17 protein-coding genes, 1 tRNA gene and 1 CRISPR repeat array are annotated in these 19,173 nt (G+C 44.9%); of the genes, 6 read left to right on the forward strand and 12 right to left on the reverse strand.

The window, feature by feature from the left end; genetic code table 11:
* The first annotated feature begins 13 nt into the window (after positions 1 to 13).
* The 3 genes from B5444_RS05325 to B5444_RS05335 are packed head-to-tail and all read left to right on the forward strand — an operon-like array spanning position 14 to position 2,733.
* Positions 14 to 232, forward strand: coding sequence for a hypothetical protein (locus tag B5444_RS05325; protein WP_079654190.1), 219 nt, complete (start codon positions 14 to 16; stop codon positions 230 to 232).
* A 36-nt stretch (positions 233 to 268) separates the two neighbouring features.
* Positions 269 to 460: a diguanylate cyclase domain-containing protein gene (locus B5444_RS05330; protein ID WP_079654191.1), complete on the forward strand. Its 192-nt coding sequence runs from the start codon at positions 269 to 271 to the stop codon at positions 458 to 460.
* Between the two features lie 11 nt (positions 461 to 471).
* Positions 472 to 2,733 (forward strand): endonuclease MutS2, encoded by a 2,262-nt coding sequence (locus tag B5444_RS05335; protein WP_079654192.1) that lies wholly within the window; start codon positions 472 to 474, stop codon positions 2,731 to 2,733.
* On the opposite strand, the gene B5444_RS05340 is transcribed toward B5444_RS05335, so the two are convergent.
* From B5444_RS05340 to tatA, 8 genes are all read right to left on the reverse strand, one after another.
* Entirely contained in the window at positions 2,730 to 4,019 is a 1,290-nt protein-coding gene (locus tag B5444_RS05340; protein ID WP_079654193.1) for an NAD(P)/FAD-dependent oxidoreductase, read from the reverse strand. The genes B5444_RS05335 and B5444_RS05340 overlap by 4 nt on opposite strands.
* Before the next feature lie 55 nt (positions 4,020 to 4,074).
* Positions 4,075 to 5,190 carry an MFS transporter gene (locus B5444_RS05345; RefSeq protein ID WP_079654194.1) on the reverse strand — a complete coding sequence of 372 codons (1,116 nt, stop codon included), beginning with the start codon at positions 5,188 to 5,190 and terminating at the stop codon, positions 4,075 to 4,077.
* Positions 5,174 to 9,661, reverse strand: a complete 4,488-nt coding sequence (gltB, locus tag B5444_RS05350; RefSeq protein WP_079654195.1) for a glutamate synthase large subunit — start codon at positions 9,659 to 9,661, stop codon at positions 5,174 to 5,176. The genes B5444_RS05345 and gltB overlap by 17 nt, the downstream gene beginning before the upstream one ends.
* 48 nt (positions 9,662 to 9,709) lie before the next feature.
* Entirely contained in the window at positions 9,710 to 10,261 is a 552-nt protein-coding gene (locus tag B5444_RS05355; RefSeq protein ID WP_079654196.1) for a TetR/AcrR family transcriptional regulator, read from the reverse strand.
* Positions 10,262 to 10,270: 9 nt separating this feature from the next.
* Entirely contained in the window at positions 10,271 to 10,921 is a 651-nt protein-coding gene (queC, locus tag B5444_RS05360; protein ID WP_079654197.1) for a 7-cyano-7-deazaguanine synthase QueC, read from the reverse strand.
* A 10-nt stretch (positions 10,922 to 10,931) separates the two neighbouring features.
* Positions 10,932 to 11,015 (reverse strand) — tRNA-Leu (locus B5444_RS05365).
* Positions 11,016 to 11,207 carry a Sec-independent protein translocase subunit TatA/TatB gene (locus B5444_RS05370; protein WP_079654198.1) on the reverse strand — a complete coding sequence of 64 codons (192 nt, stop codon included), beginning with the start codon at positions 11,205 to 11,207 and terminating at the stop codon, positions 11,016 to 11,018.
* 3 nt (positions 11,208 to 11,210) lie between these two features.
* Positions 11,211 to 11,390: a twin-arginine translocase TatA/TatE family subunit gene (gene tatA / locus B5444_RS05375; protein ID WP_079654663.1), complete on the reverse strand. Its 180-nt coding sequence runs from the start codon at positions 11,388 to 11,390 to the stop codon at positions 11,211 to 11,213.
* 154 nt (positions 11,391 to 11,544) lie between these two features.
* Here tatA and B5444_RS05380 point away from each other — a divergent pair, with 154 nt between their 5' ends.
* Both B5444_RS05380 and B5444_RS05385 read left to right on the forward strand, forming a co-directional pair.
* Complete coding sequence (locus tag B5444_RS05380; protein WP_079654199.1) at positions 11,545 to 11,754, forward strand: cold-shock protein; 210 nt, start codon at positions 11,545 to 11,547, stop codon at positions 11,752 to 11,754.
* A gap of 38 nt (positions 11,755 to 11,792) precedes the next feature.
* Positions 11,793 to 13,019: a bifunctional folylpolyglutamate synthase/dihydrofolate synthase gene (locus tag B5444_RS05385; protein ID WP_079654200.1), complete on the forward strand. Its 1,227-nt coding sequence runs from the start codon at positions 11,793 to 11,795 to the stop codon at positions 13,017 to 13,019.
* On the opposite strand, the gene B5444_RS05390 is transcribed toward B5444_RS05385, so the two are convergent.
* A complete protein-coding gene (locus B5444_RS05390; protein WP_079654664.1) occupies positions 12,996 to 13,262 on the reverse strand; it encodes a hypothetical protein in 267 nt (88 codons plus the stop codon). The two genes, B5444_RS05385 and B5444_RS05390, sit on opposite strands and share 24 nt — an antisense overlap.
* Before the next feature lie 82 nt (positions 13,263 to 13,344).
* A CRISPR array of direct repeats spans positions 13,345 to 14,370; the repeat unit is 29 nt; unit sequence CTTTCAACTCCACCAGGAAGATTAGAAAC.
* A gap of 552 nt (positions 14,371 to 14,922) precedes the next feature.
* On the opposite strand from B5444_RS05390, the gene B5444_RS05395 reads away from it, so the two are divergent.
* A complete protein-coding gene (locus B5444_RS05395) occupies positions 14,923 to 15,306 on the forward strand; it encodes a hemerythrin domain-containing protein (RefSeq protein ID WP_079654201.1) in 384 nt (127 codons plus the stop codon).
* Here the strand turns inward: B5444_RS05395 and prfA are convergent.
* The 3 genes from prfA to alaS are packed head-to-tail and all read right to left on the reverse strand — an operon-like array spanning position 15,303 to position 19,170.
* The gene (gene prfA / locus B5444_RS05400) at positions 15,303 to 16,376 is read right to left on the reverse strand and encodes a peptide chain release factor 1 (protein ID WP_079654202.1); all 1,074 of its coding nucleotides are present in this window, start codon (positions 16,374 to 16,376) and stop codon (positions 15,303 to 15,305) included. The two genes, B5444_RS05395 and prfA, sit on opposite strands and share 4 nt — an antisense overlap.
* The gene (rpmE, locus tag B5444_RS05405; protein ID WP_079654203.1) at positions 16,373 to 16,564 is read right to left on the reverse strand and encodes a 50S ribosomal protein L31; all 192 of its coding nucleotides are present in this window, start codon (positions 16,562 to 16,564) and stop codon (positions 16,373 to 16,375) included. The genes prfA and rpmE overlap by 4 nt, the downstream gene beginning before the upstream one ends.
* A 17-nt stretch (positions 16,565 to 16,581) precedes the next feature.
* Positions 16,582 to 19,170: an alanine--tRNA ligase gene (alaS, locus tag B5444_RS05410; RefSeq protein WP_154021745.1), complete on the reverse strand. Its 2,589-nt coding sequence runs from the start codon at positions 19,168 to 19,170 to the stop codon at positions 16,582 to 16,584.
* Between the last annotated feature and the right edge of the window lie 3 nt (positions 19,171 to 19,173).

The raw sequence follows: 19,173 nt of genomic DNA on the forward strand, positions 1-19,173 counted from the left end.
AAGGAACATCCTTATGACTATCTTCAGGATGGGCAATGGACTATGGTACAAAGGTGTGGTACTGGAAAATACGGATGAGTGTAGAACTAAAAGGACAGGCTCCTTCGTAGACTCAAGGGAGTTTTCCTGCGTATGCCCTAATTTTGCAAAGAATGAGCTATGTATGGAAGGAAGGATTCATTACTACTGTATGCCAAAACCTACATGGGCATGCATAGGGAACAGGCTCTAAGAGACACACTCACAGGTCTTTACAACGGGAAGTTCTTTGAAGAGATCGCGGATAAACTTTCCGCTGAAATCAGAAGGAAAAACTCTTGTGATCACCAACACTGTAAGAGAGTCAGACTACGTAGTGCGCTTTGATGGTGAAGAGTTCTTGGTGCTGCTGATGGACGTTCAAAGTAGGAACAGGGTAGCGAAGTTTGAAAAGGAGATGTGGCCTTATGAAGAGTATTAAAATTTTATTAGGTGAGGGAGCAGGATCTTATAAGGCTTGAATACTTCAAAGTCTTGGATTACATAAAGAATTGTTCCCACTGTCCTGCCACGAAAGATTACATACAGACCCTTAGACCCTACTCCTCTCCAGAACAGATAAAGGAAGCAGTAAGGCTGACAGAGGACTTTCTTAGGGTGGCCGACAGACTGGAGCTTTATCCTTTTGAAGACGTGGAGCCACTCATAAAGAAGTCCGCCATAAAGGACTATGCACTGAGCGTAGAGGAGCTTCTGTCGCTGCTTAAGGTCCTAAAGCTGGTCAAGGAGGTAAGAAAGGCCATAGGACCCTACGTAGAGTCTTACCCAGCCCTGCAACAGATCGTTAAAAACCTACACAGCTTTCCACAGCTAGAGTCTGCCATAGAATCTTCCATAGACCCAAGGGGCTTTGTAAAAGACTCGGCGAGCCTGGAGCTCTCCGAGATAAGGCACAAGATCCGTTCTATTGAGAAAGAGGTTCAGAAACGTTTAGAATCTTTCCTCTCAAGACCGGATGCACATGTGCTTTTCTCCGACAGGATAATAGCTTTCAAGAACAACAGGTATGTCCTGCCTGTAAAAACCAGCGAGGTTAAGAAGATAGTAGGACTCGTCCACGGTGTTTCTTCTTCTGGCTTTACTACATACGTGGAGCCTCAGAGCGTGGTAGAGCTAAACAACCAACTTGTCATATTAAGAAACCAGGAAGACGAAGAGATAAAGAAGGTTCTAAGGAGGATAACTTCAATTGTAGGAGAGCACTCTTCACAGCTTATCCAAGCCTTCAAAGCGTTGGTATTGGTAGATTACCTGCTCTGCGTCTACAGGTACGCCAGGGAGGTTAGCGCCACCTTTCCCAAAGTATCGGACAAGATAGAGCTTTTAGGGGTAAGGCACCCTGTGCTCGTTATTCTTGGTAGAGATGTGGTACCTGTAGACATAAAGCTTCCTAAAGGGAGGGGCTTGCTGCTTACAGGTCCAAACACAGGAGGAAAAACGGTAGCCCTCAAAAGTCTAGGTCTTTGTGTTCTTCTCTTCCAGACAGGTATACCCATACCCGTCAAAGAAGGAAGCACTATAGCCATCTTTGAGAAGGTATTCACAGACATAGGAGACGAGCAAAGTATAGAACAGAATCTTTCTACATTCTCCTCGCATATGAAAAACCTTGCTGAGTTCTTACCCTTGGTGGATGAAAACACGCTGGTGTTACTTGACGAGCTTGGGGCTGGTACAGACCCAGTAGAAGGTTCGGCTTTGGCCATAGGCCTGCTTGAGTATCTCAAGGAGAGGAAGGCAACCGTTATGGCCAACACGCATCACACACCTGTAAAAGTGTACGCTCTTAACTCAGGCTACTACATACCAGCGAGTGTAGCCTTTGATAAGGAAACTCTTAAGCCTCTATACAGGATAGATTACAACACGTTGGGAAGCAGTATGGCTTTTGACATAGCTAAATCCTGCGGTATACCAGAAGAGGTTCTAAGGCTAGCCAAAAGTTATACACCTGAAGGATTTGAAGAGTACATAAAAGCTAAGGAGAGCTTGGAGAAGTACGTTCAAGAATACCAGGAGAAGTTAAGAAACTTAGAACTTCTGGAGGAAGAACTATCCAGGAAGAAGGCGGAGGAAGAACTTCTCTTATCCAAGATAAAGAAAATGGAAGAAGAAGCCATAAAGGAGGCTTACAAAAAAGCGGAGGAATACCTAAACAGGCTAATGGAGGAAGGGCAAAAGCTTCTTTCGAGCGCCAGGGAAAGAAAAAAGCTAAAGGAGTTTGTACAATCCAAGAAAGAGGAAATAAGGGAAGTCCTCAAAGAAGAACCCATAGGAGTAGGTGACTGGGTAGAGTTCATGGGCTCAAAAGGGAGGGTCGTACAGATAAAGGATGATAAAGCCAGGGTAGTCTTTGGAAGCGTAAGCGCCTGGGTGAAGACCTCGGAGCTTAAGAAAGCAGAAAGGCCCGTACAGCTCCGTGGGAGCACTGAGTTTGAAGGGAAAAAATCTCTACCCTCGGAGATAAACCTTATAGGACTTACCGTTGAAGAAGCCCTGCAGAAGCTGGAACTTTTCTTAGAAGAGGCCAAAAAATTGGGAGTCAAGAAGGTAAAGGTCATACACGGAACAGGCCCTCTAAAGAGGGCCGTGCAGGAGTTTTTGGAAAACTCTGACTTTGTGGTCTTCTACAGAGATGCATATCCAAGGGAAGGAGGCTCAGGAGCCTCCGTGGTCTACCTGGAAAAGCCTTAACAGGTGCCAGGAGCTCCAGAGCAGTCCGCGCAAAGTCTTATACCCTGAGTACCGAATACGAGATGAAGGGCTTTTTCTTCAAACACAGGGGCTATGTTTCCAGCCTTTATCTTCCACAGGAAGTACTTTTCAAAGGCAGACTTAGCATAATGCCAGATCACTCCCTTCTTCTGTATTACCGTAGCTCTTGGTGGCAATACCGGAGCAGCGTAGAAGAAGGCAGCATCTTTACCCATGTCGGCTATGCATATGGCAGCTAATTCTGGTGCGTATCTATCTGGGTTGTTTCTGATGTCGTTCACTATGTTGTGAGCTACGGCCATGGCCATCTGCTCTATCATCATTCCTGTCTTGGGTGCACCTGTTGGTATGGGCGTTTGTTCTACAGGTGGTATGGCCGTTACCACACCCACTCCAAAGATGTTTTTATAGGTGGGGTTTTGGAAGCACCTGTTTACTATTACCATCTTGTTGGCTGGGTTGGCCACTTTGTCTCCGGCTGAGGCCACTACATCCGTTCCCATAAACCTTGGCATGATCATAGAGAGCTTTGCAGGAACTTCATAAGTTTTACCTTCAAGGTCTTCGTAAATCACCTTATCAGGCTCCACCTTCGTTATCTTTACGTTGGCTATGTACTTTATGCTCCTTTCTGCAAAGAGGTCTTCCATAATCCTCCTGGAGTATCCTACACCACCTAGACCAAGGTGTCCTACGTAGGGCTCAGAAGTTATGTAGGTTATGGGAACTCTGTGCCTTAAGCCTCTTCTTTTTAGCTCATAGTGGAGCATGAAGGCAAACTCGTAAGCAGGCCCAAAGCAACTGACTCCGGGTATAGCTCCTATTACTACAGGCCCAGGATTCCTGTAAAACTCCTCAAGCCTTTTGTTTAGCTCCATCGCGTGTTCAGCTGTACATACGGATGTAGAGTATTGCTCTTGTCCCTCAGCTCCAAACACCAGCTTTGGACCTGTAGCTATAACAAGGTAGTCGTACTCTATAACCTTTCCACCTTTTGTCTTTACCTTGTTAGCATCTGGATCTATGCTCTCCCCATCCTCGTTCACAAAGTCTATACCATGCTTTGGAAGTAAGTTTGCCAGAGGGATGGATATGTCTTCAAACTTCCTCCAACCTAGAGCAAGGTGAGGGTAGGAGGGTGTAAAACCAAAGTAAGGTCTGCCTGACACTACAGTTATCCTTAGGCTACTATCCAGCTTCCTCAGGTTGTAGGCTGTGGCAAGGCCACCTATTCCACCACCTAAGATGACCACATGTTTGCTCATAACACACCTCCTTCAGAAAGTGATGGCTAAAATTATAAGTTATCTTTATTATGCATTAAGTTCTACTACCCTTTGTATAGAGTAAGAAACCAAGGATAGGAAAAACACACATAAGCAGGGCGGAAAGTTTAAAGCTACCGGTTATAAGCAGAAGGAGGGACCATGTTATATAGCCAAAGGTAGAAGACACCCTCTCCGCCAAGGAGTAAAAGGAAAACCTTATCACCGGTGAGGTTTCAAAGGCTTCCAGTATGTAGATCCTTGATATAGCCCAAAGGTGGGAGAGGCTAAAGCCAGCAAAAAGACCCAAGGGTAGTAGCATATGCTTTGGAACAAGAAAAAGCAATGTTAGAAAGACCGTCCATAGGATAAAAGAAATAGGGTATAAACTCCTTGCAGAAAGCCTTTGCGAAAGCATTCCCCAGAACATACCACCAACCACACCACCCAACGCCGATAGGCCCACAACCTTGTATATTTCTATGTCTGATAGCCCATAAACTTCTCTCAGATACACCCCCATCATACCTGTGAGCAGGTTTGCTATCTCCGAAACGCACAAGAAGGAAAGGAAAAAGTACATAAAGCTTCTGTCTTTTACAACTTCAAAAACTTTTAAGGTTTTTATGTCCATCGGGTTCTCAATCACAAAGCTTGCTGGTATGGACAGTAAGAAGAAGAGCACAGAAGGTATAAGGAACACCTCTGGGATCTTGAGACTCTTGCTGAAGAAGAGAAGCGTTATGGCAGAGCCTATGTACCCAAAGGCAACACCAAGGCCAGAGGCAAGCCCTCTGTTTTCCAAAGAGAGAAGTAGAGAGTTGTAAAAGACAAGCGCCTGTTGATTAGCTACTGCCAAAAGGTAGTAGAGGATGAGAAGGTATACATGGTTAGGGTATGCCATGTACATGAAAAGCCCTAAAAGAAGAACACAAAAGGTAGACATCATGAAAAAGGGCTTGACGAGCTTTTTACTCTCCGCTAGGTACCCAAGATAAAGTGCAATCAGAAAAGAGAGAAAAAAGGTAAAACCGTAGAAGAAGGAGTATACCTTTACGTCTACGTGCTTTGTTATGTAAAGGGGAAAAACTAGGGAGAAGATAAGAGCAGAAAGTACCGTCTGACCAAAGTCAAAAAGGGAAAAGGAGAGAACCTTAAGCCTTTTTCTCAACCGTGTAGTCTACTATACATTCATCCGTGTCCTGATCTCTTTTGCACTGCTCCAATGGAACTACCTTGTAGAAGCGTTGTGAATACTCTGAGAAGTTATCAAGGATGTACCTCGCCCACCTGCTCTGAGTGTAATGCACATGTTTCTCTATGAGACCTCTTAGTTCTTCTAGTTCTTTGTCTTTCAACTTCCTTACCATCACGTAGGATCTGTTTATCTTCCTTGGAAGATCATCGTCCAGTATGTAGGCATAGCCTCCTGTCATACCAGCACCTACATTGAAGCCTACAGTACCTAGCACTACAACAACTCCTCCAGTCATGTATTCACAGCAGTGTAGACCTGTCCCTTCTACCACTGCTATGGCTCCACTGTTCCTTACCGCGAACCTCTCTCCTACCCTTCCGGCTATGTAGAGCTCTCCACCTGTGGCACCGTATAGTATGGTGTTTCCGGCTATGGTATGGTTCTGAGTATCCTCTACATCAGAAGGTCTTATGACTATCCTACCCCCGTACATACCCTTACCCACATAGTCGTTGGCATCTCCTATAAGGGTCAAGGACATACCCCTGTGATTGAAGGCCCCAAAGCTCTGTCCGGCAGTACCCACAAAGGTGAGGTTAATAGTGTCCTCTGGCAGACCTTCGTCCCTGTACTTTAGGGCTATGTAGTAGGCCAGCCTGGTAGGTACACTTCTGTCTACGTTCCTTATGGTGTACTCTCTGTAAACTTTCTCACCCCTTTCTATGTAAGGGACTATTTCCTCTTCTATTCTTCTTGCCAGCTCAGACCTTCTTGGGTTATCGTTCCTCTCTACCATACACCTTAAAGGTTTGTCCTTTGGATACTTCTCCCTTAGGAATTTATCAAGCTTGACCCTTTTGGATCCAGGAAGCTCGTCAAAGGTTTTTATCTCCAGGAGGTCCACTCTACCTATTATCTCGTCCAGCGATCTGAAACCCATCTCGGCTAGTATCTCTCTCACTTCTCTGGCCACGGCTCTAAAGTAAGCCATGACGTTCTCTACTTTCCCTTTGAACTTCTGCCTGTAGTGCGGGTCCTGCGTGGCCACGCCTGTGGGACACTGATTTGTGTGGCACATCCTTGCCATTACACAACCTTCGGCTATCATGGCAGCTGTTCCAAATCCGTACTCTTCAGCACCCAGAAGGGCTGCTATTATCACGTCCTTACCCGTCCTCATAGCACCGTCTACCCTTATCCTTACTTTGTCCCTCAGGTTGTTTTCCATAAGCACCCTTTGGGTTTCAAACAGGCCTATTTCCCAGTAGTTACCGGCGTTCTTTATGGAGGAATAAGGGCTTGCACCGGTACCACCTTCTGTTCCACTTATCTGAACTATGTCAGCGTAAGCCTTAGCAACACCAGCAGCTACTGTACCCACACCAGTCTCAGACACAAGCTTTACACATACCTTAGCTCTTGGGTTGGCCTCTTTAAGGTCGTTTATGAGCTGGGCCAAGTCTTCTATGGAGTAGATATCATGGTGAGGTGGTGGCGAGATGAGCGTCACACCAGGTTGGGCGTACCTTAGCCTGGCTATGTACTCGTTGACCTTCTTGCCAGGAAGCTGTCCACCCTCTCCAGGCTTAGCACCTTGGGCTATCTTTATCTCAATGTCCTCCGCAGATGCTAGGTAGGTGGGTGTTACCCCGAACCTTCCCGAGGCTACTTGTTTTATGGCAGAGTTTTTTATGGTCCAGTATCTTACCGGGTCCTCTCCACCTTCTCCCGAGTTGCTCTTCATGCCGAGTCTGTTGCATGCTTCAGCGATAACCTCATGTGCTTCAGGAGAAAGAGCACCCAGAGACATACCGCCTGTGACAAACCTTTTTAGGATACTTTCTTCCGGTTCCACCTCTTCTATGGACAGGGGCTTTTCTGCTTTCTTGTAGGTGAGCAGATGCCTTATGAAGGTGGGCCTTTGCTCGTTCGCAATCTTAGAGAATTCTTTGTAGTCCTGGTAATCTTTTGTCTCTAAGAACTTATGCAAGGCCCTGACTACGAAGGGAGACCATGCGTGCCACTCTCCCCCCTTCCTAAACTTCATGTCACCGCCGTAGTCAATCTGTGGATCTTGTGTTTCAAAAGCAGCGTCGTGTCTCACCAAAAGGCTGTTTTCTATCTCGTGAATACCATCAGACTCAAGGGTAACTGGAGTACCTGGGAAGAACTCATCCACAAAGTCCTTGTTTAGGCATACCGTGTCAAATATCTTGGCCCCTTGGTAGGAGTTTAGGGTAGATATACCCATCTTGGACATTATCTTGAGCAGACCATCTTCCAAGGCCTTTTTGTAATTGAGGAGAGCTTTTTCGTAAGGAAGGTTTATCTCACCCTTCTTGCAAAGGTCATATATGGTCTGGTAAGCAAGGTATGGGTAAACGGCAGAGGCTCCGTAGCCTATAAGGCATGCCATATGGTGTGTGTCTCTTGCTTCACCCGTTTCTACCACTATGGAAACCTTAGTAGAAAGGTTGCGCTCAGAGAGCCACTTAAAGACTGCAGACACAGCCAATAGACTTGGCACTGCAAGCCTGTACTTGTTTATATTCCTGTCCGAAAGTATTACTATCTGAGCTCCTTCCCTTACAGCTTCCTCCACCCTTCTGCATACTATCTCAACACCCAGCCTAAGGTCACATATGGTTATGCCTTCGTACATAGCATCATATAGGATGTCCGTTATCCTCCTTTCACCAGCCAGATCCTGAAGCTCAGATATGCAATAACCTCTTTCTTTGGGATATGTCATAGGTACCCAAGCTACCTTGAAGTGTTCTTGTTTGAGTAGGGTTTCAAACTCGTTGGGTAGAAGTATAGGGCTATCTATCTGAAACCTTTTGGCGTGGTCTTCTGTTTCCTTTAGAAAGTTCCTCTTGTGTCCCAAGTTCATACGGAGGGACATGACTGCCCTTTCTCTGATGGGGTCTATCGGTGGATTGGTAACCTGAGCAAAGCGTTGTTTGAAGTATCTAAACAGGAGTACAGGTTTTTCTGACAGCGGCGGTATGGGAGCGTCGTCACCCATGGAGAAGGTAAGCTCCTTACCTTCCTGAGCCATGTAGGCTATTATGTTCTTTATCTCCTCTTGAGTGTATCCAAAGGCTATCTGCTTGCGTATGAGCTCTGGATCTTCCTGCGGTTCATGTATGGGTTCCTTTACGAGTTTTGAAAGCCTTACAAGATGCTTCTCAATCCATTCTCTGTAAGGCTTTGAGGTTGAAAGCTCTTGAAGTATCTGGTGGGTTTCCTTTATCTGGCCCGTTGTGAGGTCCACCAGTATGGTATCTCCAGGCCCAAGCCTACCCTTCTTCTTTATCTTCCTATCCGAGAGATCTACCATACCTACCTCAGACCCAAGGACGAGGATGCCATCTTCTGTCAGGATGTACCTGGAAGGTCTTAGGCCATTCCTGTCTAGGTGTGCTCCTATTACCTGACCATCTGTGAAGGCTATGGCTGCTGGTCCATCCCAGGGTTTCATAAGTAGGTTTTGGAATTCAAAAAAGTACCTAAACTCCTCCGGCATGTCGGGTACGCTTTCCCAGGCTGGAGGTATGAGCATGTTTATGGCGTGTTCCGGTTTGTAGCCTGCCAAGACCAAAAGCTCAAACACCCTGTCCAAGGAGGCCGAATCGCTCTCTTCGTAGCTGACCAAGGGTTTTACGAGATTTATCCTTTCACCAAAGATCTCATGCTGGAGCTCATTCTGAAGTGCAAGCATCCAGTTTCTGTTGCCCTGTATGGTGTTTATCTCTCCGTTGTGCGCCAGGTACCTAAAAGGCTGTGCTAGCTTCCAGTCTGGAAAGGTGTTTGTAGAATACCTCTGATGAAACAGACAAAAGGCAGACTCAAGCCTCTCGTCCCTTAAGTCAGGGTAGAAGACGTCCAGTTGGGGTGCCACAAGCATACCTTTGTACACCAAGGTCTTTGAAGAAAGAGAAGCAAAGTACACCTTATCCTTTAAAGCCTTTTCTATCTGTCTCCTCAAGAGGTAGAGTTCTACTTCAACTCTCTCCCTTTCTAACTTTTCAGAATCTAGAAGAAGGTGAAATATCTTGGGCATAACCTTTAGAGCTGACTCACCGACAGCAGACTTGTCGATAGGAACCTCTCTCCATCCTACCAGAGTGAAAGGAGATTTATTTATAAACTCCTCCACCTTATGCCTAAGATCCTCATAGAGGAACACAGACCCGACAACCAAGTTGTCTATGGAAGATATCTCCAGACCGGCTTCTTCTATATAATCTTTGAAGAACCTCTTAGGTATCTGTATACACACGCCTGCCCCGTCCCCTGTCTTTCCGTCACCACCTACCGCACCTCTATGAGTGAGGTTCTTAACAGCCTCTATGCCCCATCTGACTATAAGGTGGCTTTTCTCTCCTTTTATGTGACACACAAACCCAACACCACAGGCATCGTACTCTATCCTTTCCATCCTTGCACCTCTTAAGGAGTAAATGGGTTAATATTTTAAGATATACTCTTAGGTTAGGGCTTTCCAGATTATGTCCATGATACGGTAAGCACCTTCCTTATTGAGTATACCAGCTTGGCTAAGCAAAAAAACCCTCTCTAACGTACCTACAAGTAGAGCAAGAGCATGCCATACGGGTACCTTTAACACTCCTTCCCTTTTACAAAACTCCAGGACCTCAACCACCGCATCCTTAGGAAGGGGCTTGAACTGTGAAACTTTTTCAGCTCTAAGGTAGTGAAAAAGATCCATGTACTTAAAAGCCTCTGGGTTCTCAAAGCAAAAGTTTAAAAACTCCTGACCCAATAGATATACCTTTTCTTTACAGTTATTACCTTTTTCAGCAGCTTTTTTTAGCCTTGTGTAGAAATCCTCAGCACATTTTTTGAACAGTAAGTCTACTATCTCATCTTTGCTGCTAAAGTGCCTGTATATGGCCCCCTCAGTTATACCCACATCCCTAGCTATATCCTTTAGAGTGGTTTCCCTTATGCCTTTCTCGGAAAACAGTTTAAGAGCACTCTCAAGTATACGTTCCTTGGTGTTTTTGAATCTTAGCATAAAGATTGATTATAATACGCCCTTTAGGGCTTCTTCTCTCTGTAGACAGGTGGGGCATTCACCACATGGTGGCTCTGTACCTAGGTAACACGAGTAAGTTTTTTCAAAGGGAACACCGAGCTCCTTACCCAAGAGAGCTACCTCCCTCTTGGTCATACCTAGGAAAGGAGCATACACGTGCATCCTTCTTTTAGTCTTTGAGCTGTAAGTGGAGGCTGATGTTATACAGGCTTCTGCAGATGTTATGAACTCGGGCCTACAGTCTGGATAAGGACTATCTAAGGAGTGAACCCCTATGCCTATGTAGTCTATCTCATACGCATCCGCTATGGCTGAAGCTAGTGCCAAAAAGACAAGGTTCCTCATAGGTACCGTGGTTATAGGTGGCTCATCCTTAGGATAATCTCCCTTTGGAACATCCAAAGAAGCATCTGTAAGGGCCGAAACGCCTTTCAAGCTTCTGTAGACGGGTACTTCCACCACGAAGTGTTCTTTAACACCTGCTATCCTTCCGAGTTCAAGGGCGTACTTTAGCTCTACCCTGTGCCTTTGTCCGTAGTCAAAGGATACAGCGTAGACCTCCTGGAAATCTTTTTTACACAACCACAGGAGTACAGCGCTGTCCATTCCACCTGACAGAAGTACCAAAATTCTCTTCATGGCTTTTTAATGCCGGAGGCGGGATTCGAACCCGCACGCCCTTTCGGGCGGGGGATTTTGAATCCCCTGCGTCTGCCAGTTCCGCCACTCCGGCTCATTCCTTCTTCTGGCTTTTTTCCTCTCCCTTAACCTCTTTTATTCTATCATCTTCCCCGCTAAGAGCCTTCTTAAAGTTTCTAAGGCCTGCACCCAACGACCTTCCTATCTCCGGAAGATCTTTAGCCTTGAAGAGCAATACAAACACCAATATAATTACCAGTATTTCGGTAAAGGAGTGAGGAAACATCTTCTAAGCCTGATCCTTCTTTATGTCCTTCTTTTCCTCTTCCATCTCTCCGGATAGGGCCTTCTTGAAGTTTCTCAAACCCTCACCAAGGCCTCTACCTATCTCTGGTAGCCTTGAACCACCAAATATGATAAGAGCTATGAGCAGTATCAAGATAAGTTGCCATGGCATAGGTGCATGCATGGTCATCCGCCTCCTAACATAACATGTTATGTATTTTGTTGACAAAGTCAAGGGTAAAGATTATTATAAAATTCCTAAGGAGTTTTCCGAGAGGGGAGGGCGCCTTACCCTCAAGGTGGACTCCAAGAAACTTTTTTAGGAGGTTTGTAGTTCCATGGTACTCAGAGGCACTGTCAAGTGGTTCAGCAAGGAAAAGGGTTATGGTTTCATAACCCGTGAAGATGGCAAAGGGGACGTCTTTGTCCACTACTCGGCCATACAGCAGAGGGGATTCAAGACCCTTCAAGAAGGCCAGAAGGTTGAATTTGAAATAGAAGAGGACACAAAGGGACCCAGAGCCAAGAACGTAAAAGTCGTAGGCTAAACCTTTGCCCCCGCACCGGGGGCTTATAATTCTTTTACATGTCTCTCTATAAACTTTATGAAGGTCGAGATTATCGTATAGTTCCAACCTTAGAAAGGATACAAAAAGCTGTTGAATTTTTAGGCATAAAGGATCTTCCCTTCTTTTCCTTCCAGGTGGGTGGTACCAATGGCAAAGGTTCCACTTGTGCATTTCTGGAGAGGCTCCTAAGAGAGCACGGCTATAAAACTGGCTGGTTTGTATCTCCCCATCTCTTCTATGAAGGAGAAAGATGGAGGATAAACGGTCAGTACATGCCAAAAGAAGCTATAGACTACTACGTTAAAAGCATAAAACACCTGATAGAAAGGTTCGATCTGACTTACTTTGAAGCCTGTACCCTTATAGCTCTCCTTTACTTTATGGATGAGAAGGTAGATGTTGCTGTCTTTGAAGTTGGAATGGGTGGTAGATGGGACGCTACAAAGGTATGCAACCCAGGTGTATGCATAGTCACGAACGTACAGAGGGATCACGTCAAATGGCTAGGTAAGTCTCCTGAGGAAAGGGCTTACGAAAAGCTAGGCATATACAAAGAAGGCAAACCACTCATAATAGGAGATGCCAAGTATCCTCTATACCCTATGGCAATAGAACTGTGCAGGATAGAAGACCTTAGGATTGCCGGTGTAGACTTTACTTACTGGGGTACTGTAAATTCTACGAAAACTATCCTTAAGGAGTTTAATCACGAAAAGTTTTCCATAAAGGATTTGGAGCTTGGTCTGTGGGGAAAGTGGCAGATAGACAACGCAAGCCTTGCCCTTTCTGCCTTCATTGAAGTGTTTACTCCAGAAGAAAAGCTCGTAAGAAAAGCCCTATCCTCTACTGTGTGGGAAGGCAGGATGGAGCTTTTAAGGAAAAACCCTCTTCTGTTTGTGGACGGTGCCCACAACGAGGATGGTATAAAGAGGCTTCTAAAGAACCTTAAAAGAGCTGGCCTTCATCTAGTACCTGTCTTTACAGGTTTGAAAGACAAGGACTGGCTTTCCTCTTTAAGGTATGTAAGGGAATACTCGGATAAGGTTTACCTGGTACAAGTGAGCCATCACAGGGGTGAAACTCTTGAAAACCTTATACAAGGTGCAAAAGAGCTTGACTTTGAAAGGATTATTCCTCTACAAAGGATAGAGGAGTTGTTGACCTTGGACGAAGATCTTTTGGTGTTAGGTTCTTTATACCTTGTGGGTGAGGTGAGAGCCTTATTCCACCTGAATCCTCTTTGATCTTTCTTTCTCCTTCTGCTTTTCTTTCCCTTCAACTCTCTTCTCTATACTTGATACTTTGTAGTCTATTATGGCCTTTATGCTTTTAAGAAGGTAAAGCTCAGCCATATAAAGATTCTTCTTTACTTCTTCCCTTAGTTCTTTGGGTGGCAGAAAAAGGTCAAAAAGTCTGTATATGGAGTTTCTTAGCTCTTGAGCTATTTCCTCCATACTTTCGGGCCTTATATCTTCCTTTCTCTCCATCCGTTGCACCTCGCTTGGCTTGATAAATATCAAATATATGCCTTTTCTTTTCTTGGTTTCAACCCAATCTTTAGTCTCTATCCTCTCGACTCCACCAGGAAGATTAGAAACTGGGTGGTAGTGGGTTTATTAAACACTTGCATAATTTCCTTTCAACTCCACCAGGAAGATTAGAAACGCCACGAAGCCACGGAAGGTCTTTAAGCATATCAGCCGGCTTTCAACTCCACCAGGAAGATTAGAAACACAAGAGTTATATAAAAGTCTCTGCTTATGTGCCTGGAAACTTTCAACTCCACCAGGAAGATTAGAAACACCCACAGCAAAAACCATGCCAACCCATGCCCTTATACTTTCAACTCCACCAGGAAGATTAGAAACTCAAAAGATAATTGACCGCGTAATAAGACTTCCCCGAGCCCTTTCAACTCCACCAGGAAGATTAGAAACTATACGTGTTTCTTCTTCTCTTCGTGGTGTAAAGCGCTTTCAACTCCACCAGGAAGATTAGAAACTCCGTACTCATACACTGTTTATGGTAGTGATGGAAACTTTCAACTCCACCAGGAAGATTAGAAACTCCGCTCCATTATCGTGATATCCCCGTGATACCCAGCTTTCAACTCCACCAGGAAGATTAGAAACCACTACGCCACGAGGTATTATCCAGGGAGGGAGGAGCTTTCAACTCCACCAGGAAGATTAGAAACTTGAAGATCTTTGCCAGGGACGTTGCTTTGAATGATAGCCTTTCAACTCCACCAGGAAGATTAGAAACCTGGCCAAGATCTTTAGCCCGTACTCTTTTTCAACCCTTTCAACTCCACCAGGAAGATTAGAAACCAAGTTTAAGCATGCCAGATCCTTTTATCTCTCTTACTTTCAACTCCACCAGGAAGATTAGAAACACGTTTCAGGTGGAGTTTAGCTTTGCTCCGCCCATCCCTTTCAACTCCACCAGGAAGATTAGAAACGTGCGTTTATCAAATGCATGCGATTTTCAGATGCGAACTTTCAACTCCACCAGGAAGATTAGAAACCAGCTTCAAGACATCAAATCCGCGGCGGTTCTTCTTAAACTTTCAACTCCACCAGGAAGATTAGAAACCTCAACCTTACCTATCTATCTATTATACACACTTCAAAGATTTTGTCAAGGGGGTACCCCCCTCAAATTAAGGTGCATTTCCGGAAACCGCCAGTGGGCCAGAAGGACCCTCAAAAACGCCACTTTTACCCTCCTAAAGTCATTGAGTATCAAGCTTTAGAAATGCATAAATATGAGAAATCCAGATATCTAAAAATTTAAAAATAAAGACTCTCCATACCCTTCACAAGTCCTTGATTTTCAAGCTTTTTGAAGGATACACATCAGTTTTAGACATGTAAAAACTTGAGATATACAAAAAACCGACTTCTGTTCAAGTAAAGTGAAAAACTTGTATATCTTATCCTTGTATATCAAGCACTCTAGAATAGGATATTAAAGATTCGATTTTTGGAACCTAAAGATGCACACATTGTCTTTTTGGTCTCCTTCTGATCCTTGAAGTTGTAAGGGGATCTCTACCTCTAGTGTATTTACGAACTGGCTTTATGATAGTTATCATTTACTAACTTTGACCGGATTCATAAACTTTCAAGGCAGGAGGTAGTAAAGATGTTGGAATTTCCTAAGGTTGCCAACGCTATCATGAATGCCCTTCACGAGGATGAAGTAGAAATAATTGAAGAGCTCCTACAAGCATGTAAAGAGGGGAGCGTTAACAGGGTGGACCAGCTTATGGATGAGCTTTTCCAAGATATGGAGATACACTTTTCCACAGAAGAGGAGATGATGAGGGAGTTTGAGTTCTTTGCTTATCCTATGCACAAAGCGGAACATGACAGCATGCGCAAGGAGTTTAAGGAGTTTTACACAACCTGGAAGGAAAACAAAGATGTGGGTCGTGTAGAGAGCTTTTTGAAGGACAGGTTCATACCCTGGCTGTTGCTTCACATAGCTAGGTGGGATTCAACTACAGCCATGCATCTGGGGGATTAGACGCTAGCCTTTAGCTTCTGCTCTAGATCGTGCTGGATGAGAGGCTCTATAATCTCATCCAGCTTTCCCTGAAGTATATCGTTTAGCTTGTACAGTGTCAGACCTATACGGTGGTCAGTTACTCTGTTCTGAGGAAAGTTGTAAGTTCTTATCTTCTCGCTTCTATCTCCTGTTTTTATGTGTTCTCTACGGGTTTTTGCTAACTCTTCCTCCTTCTGTCTTTCGTAGTAATCCTTTAACCTTGCGTAGAGTATCTTTAGAGCCTTCTGCTTGTTTTGAAACTGGGACCTTTCATCCTGACATGCTACCGTTATACCCGTAGGTATGTGAGTTATCCTTACCGCTGTTTCTGTGGTGTTTACGTACTGACCACCTGCACCACTTGCCCTGAAGGTTTCGATCTTTAGATCCTGAGGGTTTATCTGTATTTCTTCTTCTTTTACTTCTGGAAGGACTACCACTGTAGCTGTTGATGTGTGTATCCTGTCACCTGCTTCTGTGACGGGAACCCTCTGCACCCTGTGCACACCGCTTTCGTACTTAAGCCTAGAGTAAGCTCCTTCTCCTTCTATGAAGGCTATGACTTCTTTATAGCCTCCCAGGTTTGTCCTGTTTGCGCTTAGTATGCTAAACTTCCAGCCCTTTTCTTCTGCATACCTTTGGTACATGTTAAGTAGGTCTGCAGCAAAGAGTGCTGCTTCTTCTCCACCTACGCCCGCCCTTATCTCAAGTATGACATTCTTGTTGTCCTTTTCGTCCTTTGGAAGGAGGAGTACCCTAAGCTCGTACTCCTTTGCTTCTATTTCTTTCTCTAACCTTTTTATCTCCTCCTTGGCAAGCTCTTCAAACTCCTTAGACTTTAGCAGTTCCTTGGTATCTTCATACTCTTTTATGAGCTTTTTGTACTCCTGATAGGCTTCATAGAGTGGTGCAAGCTCCTTTAACTCCTTACTAAGGGAAGCATAAAGTTCTCTGTTTGATACTACCTCTGGATCTGTCAGCTTAAACTGTAGCTCCTTGTACCTTTCTTCAACTCCTTCTAACTTACCAAGAAGGTCCTTGCTTATCATTCCTTCTTGGTACCTGCTATCTCAAGGAAGAAAGGTTTTATCTTGAGCTTACCCGTGTAGAAGGGATGGCACTTGTTGCAACCTTCAAGGTACACAGTGCCGCCTTTTGTAGAAAGCAGGGTGAAAGTGTTTCCACAACCACACACAAAGGTAGTAGGCTTTAGCTCGGGATGTATTCCTTTCTTCATGGTCCGTCCTCCGTAAATTATTTATTATACTTCAAAAGCTCTCTAAGTCTATCAACAGCTTTGTTAAACTCTTCTGGCTTTGTACCACCACCTTGGGCAAGATCGTCCCTTCCACCACCACCGCCACCTAATATCTTTCCTATCTCTTTGATCAGCTCCTTGGCAGACATACTGGATGTAAGGTCCTTGGAGAGAGCCAAAAGCGTGGAGACCTTTCCTTCTTTCTTACTTGCAAAGAATACAAGGGTGGAGCCAGAAGCCCTTAGGTTGTCAGCCTCATTCTTGAGAACATCCATGTCTACATCTTCAAAAAGTCCGTATATAAACTTGATCCCGTTTATTTCCTCCTTTACTAATGAAGACCTTATGGTCTCTCTTGATAGTTTTTCCTTTAGTTGTGATATCTGTCTTTCTTTCTCTTTTACGTCCTTTAAAAGTTTCTCTATGGAGCTTAGGAGCTCTGTCTTCTTTACTCCCAAGAGCTGAGAGGCCTCCGATAAGGTTTTGGAATCTTCAAAAGCTTCTTCTACGGCCCACCTTCCCGTTTTGGCTACTATCCTCCTTACACCAGCTCCCACGGAGGATTCTGAGATGATCTTAAAGTAGCCTATGTCTCCGCTTCTGCTTACATGGGTTCCACCACATAGTTCTTTAGAAAACTCTCCCACGCTGACTACTCTAACACGCTGTCCGTACTTTTCTTCAAATATGGCTATGGCACCGCTCTTTATGGCCTCGTTGTAGTCCATCTCTTCAATATCTACTGGATAGTTCTTCCTTATCTGCTCGTTTACGAGTTCTTCTACCTTCCTTATCTGATCCCAATCCAGGGCACTAAAGTGTGTAAAGTCAAAGCGCAGGTACTTATCGGCTACCAAAGATCCTGCTTGTCTTACATGATCTCCAAGTACCTGCCTTAAGGCCGAATGAAGCAAATGGGTGGCTGTGTGGTTTCTCTTTATGTCTTCTCTCCTTTCTTTGTCTATTTGAGCTATGACCTCCTGACCTACCCGTACCTTGCCCCTTACCACCTTACCCTTATGGGTTATGATACCTTCTGTAGGTGCTTGAGTGTCATCTACATGGAAGACAAAGTCCTTTCCGAGTATGATGCCTGTGTCTCCTACCTGTCCACCTCTCTCTGGGTAGAAGGGTGTGGTTTCAAGGATTAGCTCGCCCTCCTCTCCTTCTGAAAGCTCTTCAACTATACTCTCCCCTTTTACTATAGCCAATACCTTGGTGCTAGTATCATAGTGCGTGTAGCCTATGAACTCTGTGCTTATACCCTTGGCTTTTAGTTCCTCGTAAACGGGGCTTGTCCTGCTTACCTCTATCTTGAAATGCTTCCTTGCCCTTTCTCTCTGTTCTTCCATGTGTGTCCTAAAACCTTCCATATCGAGGTAAAGCCCCTCTTCCTTTGCCATCTCTTCCAATAGGTCAAGGGGAAAGCCGTAAGTGTCGTAGAGTTCAAACACCTTGCTGCCTTCCACAAATCCTCTAGCTTTGGACTCTTGGAATACTTGCTCTACGAGAGGCATGGCTCTCTTGAGTGTGCCTATGAACCTCTCTTCCTCAGACCTTATCACCCCCTTTATGTACTCTTTGGCTTGGAGTAGCTCAGGGTACGGTTGCTTCATAATGTCTACGACTACATCCACACCTTTGTAGAGGAATGAGTCCTTTATCCCAAGCCTGTAAGCATACCTTAAAGCTCTCCTTATTATCCTCCTTATTACGTAACCCCTTCCTAGGTTGGATGGTATGACCCCGTCACCGATGGCGAAGGTCATGGCCCTAAGGTGATCCGCTATGACCCTCATGCATACATCCGTCATAAAGTCCTTTCCATACTCCTTCTGTGAAACTTCTTCGGCGAAGGAAATTATGGGTCTTATCAAATCTATCTCAAAGTTGGTCTTGGTACCTTGTAGGACGCTCGATATTCTCTCAAGGCCCATACCTGTGTCTATGTTGGGTTTGGGAAGGGGTAGAAGCCTTCCGTCCTTTTCTCTAGTGTACTGCATGAACACAAGGTTCCAGATCTCCAAAAACCTCTCCTCGTGCTCAGGACCCCTGTCTATGTATATCTCGGATGATGGCCCACACGGGCCTGTGTCACCCATCTGCCAGAAGTTGTCCTCTTCTCCCAACAGCCATATCCTATCTTCGGGAAGACCTATACTGTCCCTCCATATTTTGAAGGCCTCCTCGTCCTCCTTGTAGACGCTCACGTATATCTTCTCCTTAGGTATACGCAGGTATTCTGTCACAAACTCCCATGCATACTCTATGGCAAGCTCTTTAAAGTAGTCACCAAAAGAGAAGTTGCCGAGCATTTCAAAAAAGGTGTGATGTCTTGAGGTGTAGCCTACCTGTTCTAGGTCGTTGTGCTTACCCGATACCCTCAAACACTTCTGGCAGGAGACTGCCCTTGTGTAAGGTCTTTTTTCTATGCCAAGGAATACGTCCTTAAAGGGTACCATACCGGCGTTTACAAAAAGAAGTGTAGGATCTTTTTCTGGTACCAAAGGTGCGCTCTTTACCCTCGTGTGACCTTTCTTTTCAAAAAAGCTCAAAAAAAGCTCTCTTATTTCGTGTCCACTCATCAA

This window comes from Thermocrinis minervae (assembly GCF_900142435.1).
Taxonomy (GTDB): Bacteria; Aquificota; Aquificia; order Aquificales; family Aquificaceae; genus Thermocrinis_A; species Thermocrinis_A minervae.

What these genes read in the sequence shown, in the direction of transcription:
- B5444_RS05325 (WP_079654190.1), top strand. Translation starts at nt 14, where the DNA reads ATGACTATCTTCAGGATGGGCAATGGACTATGGTACAAAGGTGTGGTA.
- B5444_RS05340 (WP_079654193.1), bottom strand. Translation starts at nt 4,019, where the DNA reads ATGAGCAAACATGTGGTCATCTTAGGTGGTGGAATAGGTGGCCTTGCC.
- gltB (WP_079654195.1), bottom strand. Translation starts at nt 9,661, where the DNA reads ATGGAAAGGATAGAGTACGATGCCTGTGGTGTTGGGTTTGTGTGTCAC.
- B5444_RS05355 (WP_079654196.1), bottom strand. Translation starts at nt 10,261, where the DNA reads ATGCTAAGATTCAAAAACACCAAGGAACGTATACTTGAGAGTGCTCTT.
- queC (WP_079654197.1), bottom strand. Translation starts at nt 10,921, where the DNA reads ATGAAGAGAATTTTGGTACTTCTGTCAGGTGGAATGGACAGCGCTGTA.
- B5444_RS05370 (WP_079654198.1), bottom strand. Translation starts at nt 11,207, where the DNA reads ATGTTTCCTCACTCCTTTACCGAAATACTGGTAATTATATTGGTGTTT.
- tatA (WP_079654663.1), bottom strand. Translation starts at nt 11,390, where the DNA reads ATGCATGCACCTATGCCATGGCAACTTATCTTGATACTGCTCATAGCT.
- B5444_RS05380 (WP_079654199.1), top strand. Translation starts at nt 11,545, where the DNA reads ATGGTACTCAGAGGCACTGTCAAGTGGTTCAGCAAGGAAAAGGGTTAT.
- B5444_RS05385 (WP_079654200.1), top strand. Translation starts at nt 11,793, where the DNA reads ATGTCTCTCTATAAACTTTATGAAGGTCGAGATTATCGTATAGTTCCA.
- B5444_RS05390 (WP_079654664.1), bottom strand. Translation starts at nt 13,262, where the DNA reads ATGGAGAGAAAGGAAGATATAAGGCCCGAAAGTATGGAGGAAATAGCT.
- B5444_RS05395 (WP_079654201.1), top strand. Translation starts at nt 14,923, where the DNA reads ATGTTGGAATTTCCTAAGGTTGCCAACGCTATCATGAATGCCCTTCAC.
- prfA (WP_079654202.1), bottom strand. Translation starts at nt 16,376, where the DNA reads ATGATAAGCAAGGACCTTCTTGGTAAGTTAGAAGGAGTTGAAGAAAGG.
- rpmE (WP_079654203.1), bottom strand. Translation starts at nt 16,564, where the DNA reads ATGAAGAAAGGAATACATCCCGAGCTAAAGCCTACTACCTTTGTGTGT.
- alaS (WP_154021745.1), bottom strand. Translation starts at nt 19,170, where the DNA reads ATGAGTGGACACGAAATAAGAGAGCTTTTTTTGAGCTTTTTTGAAAAG.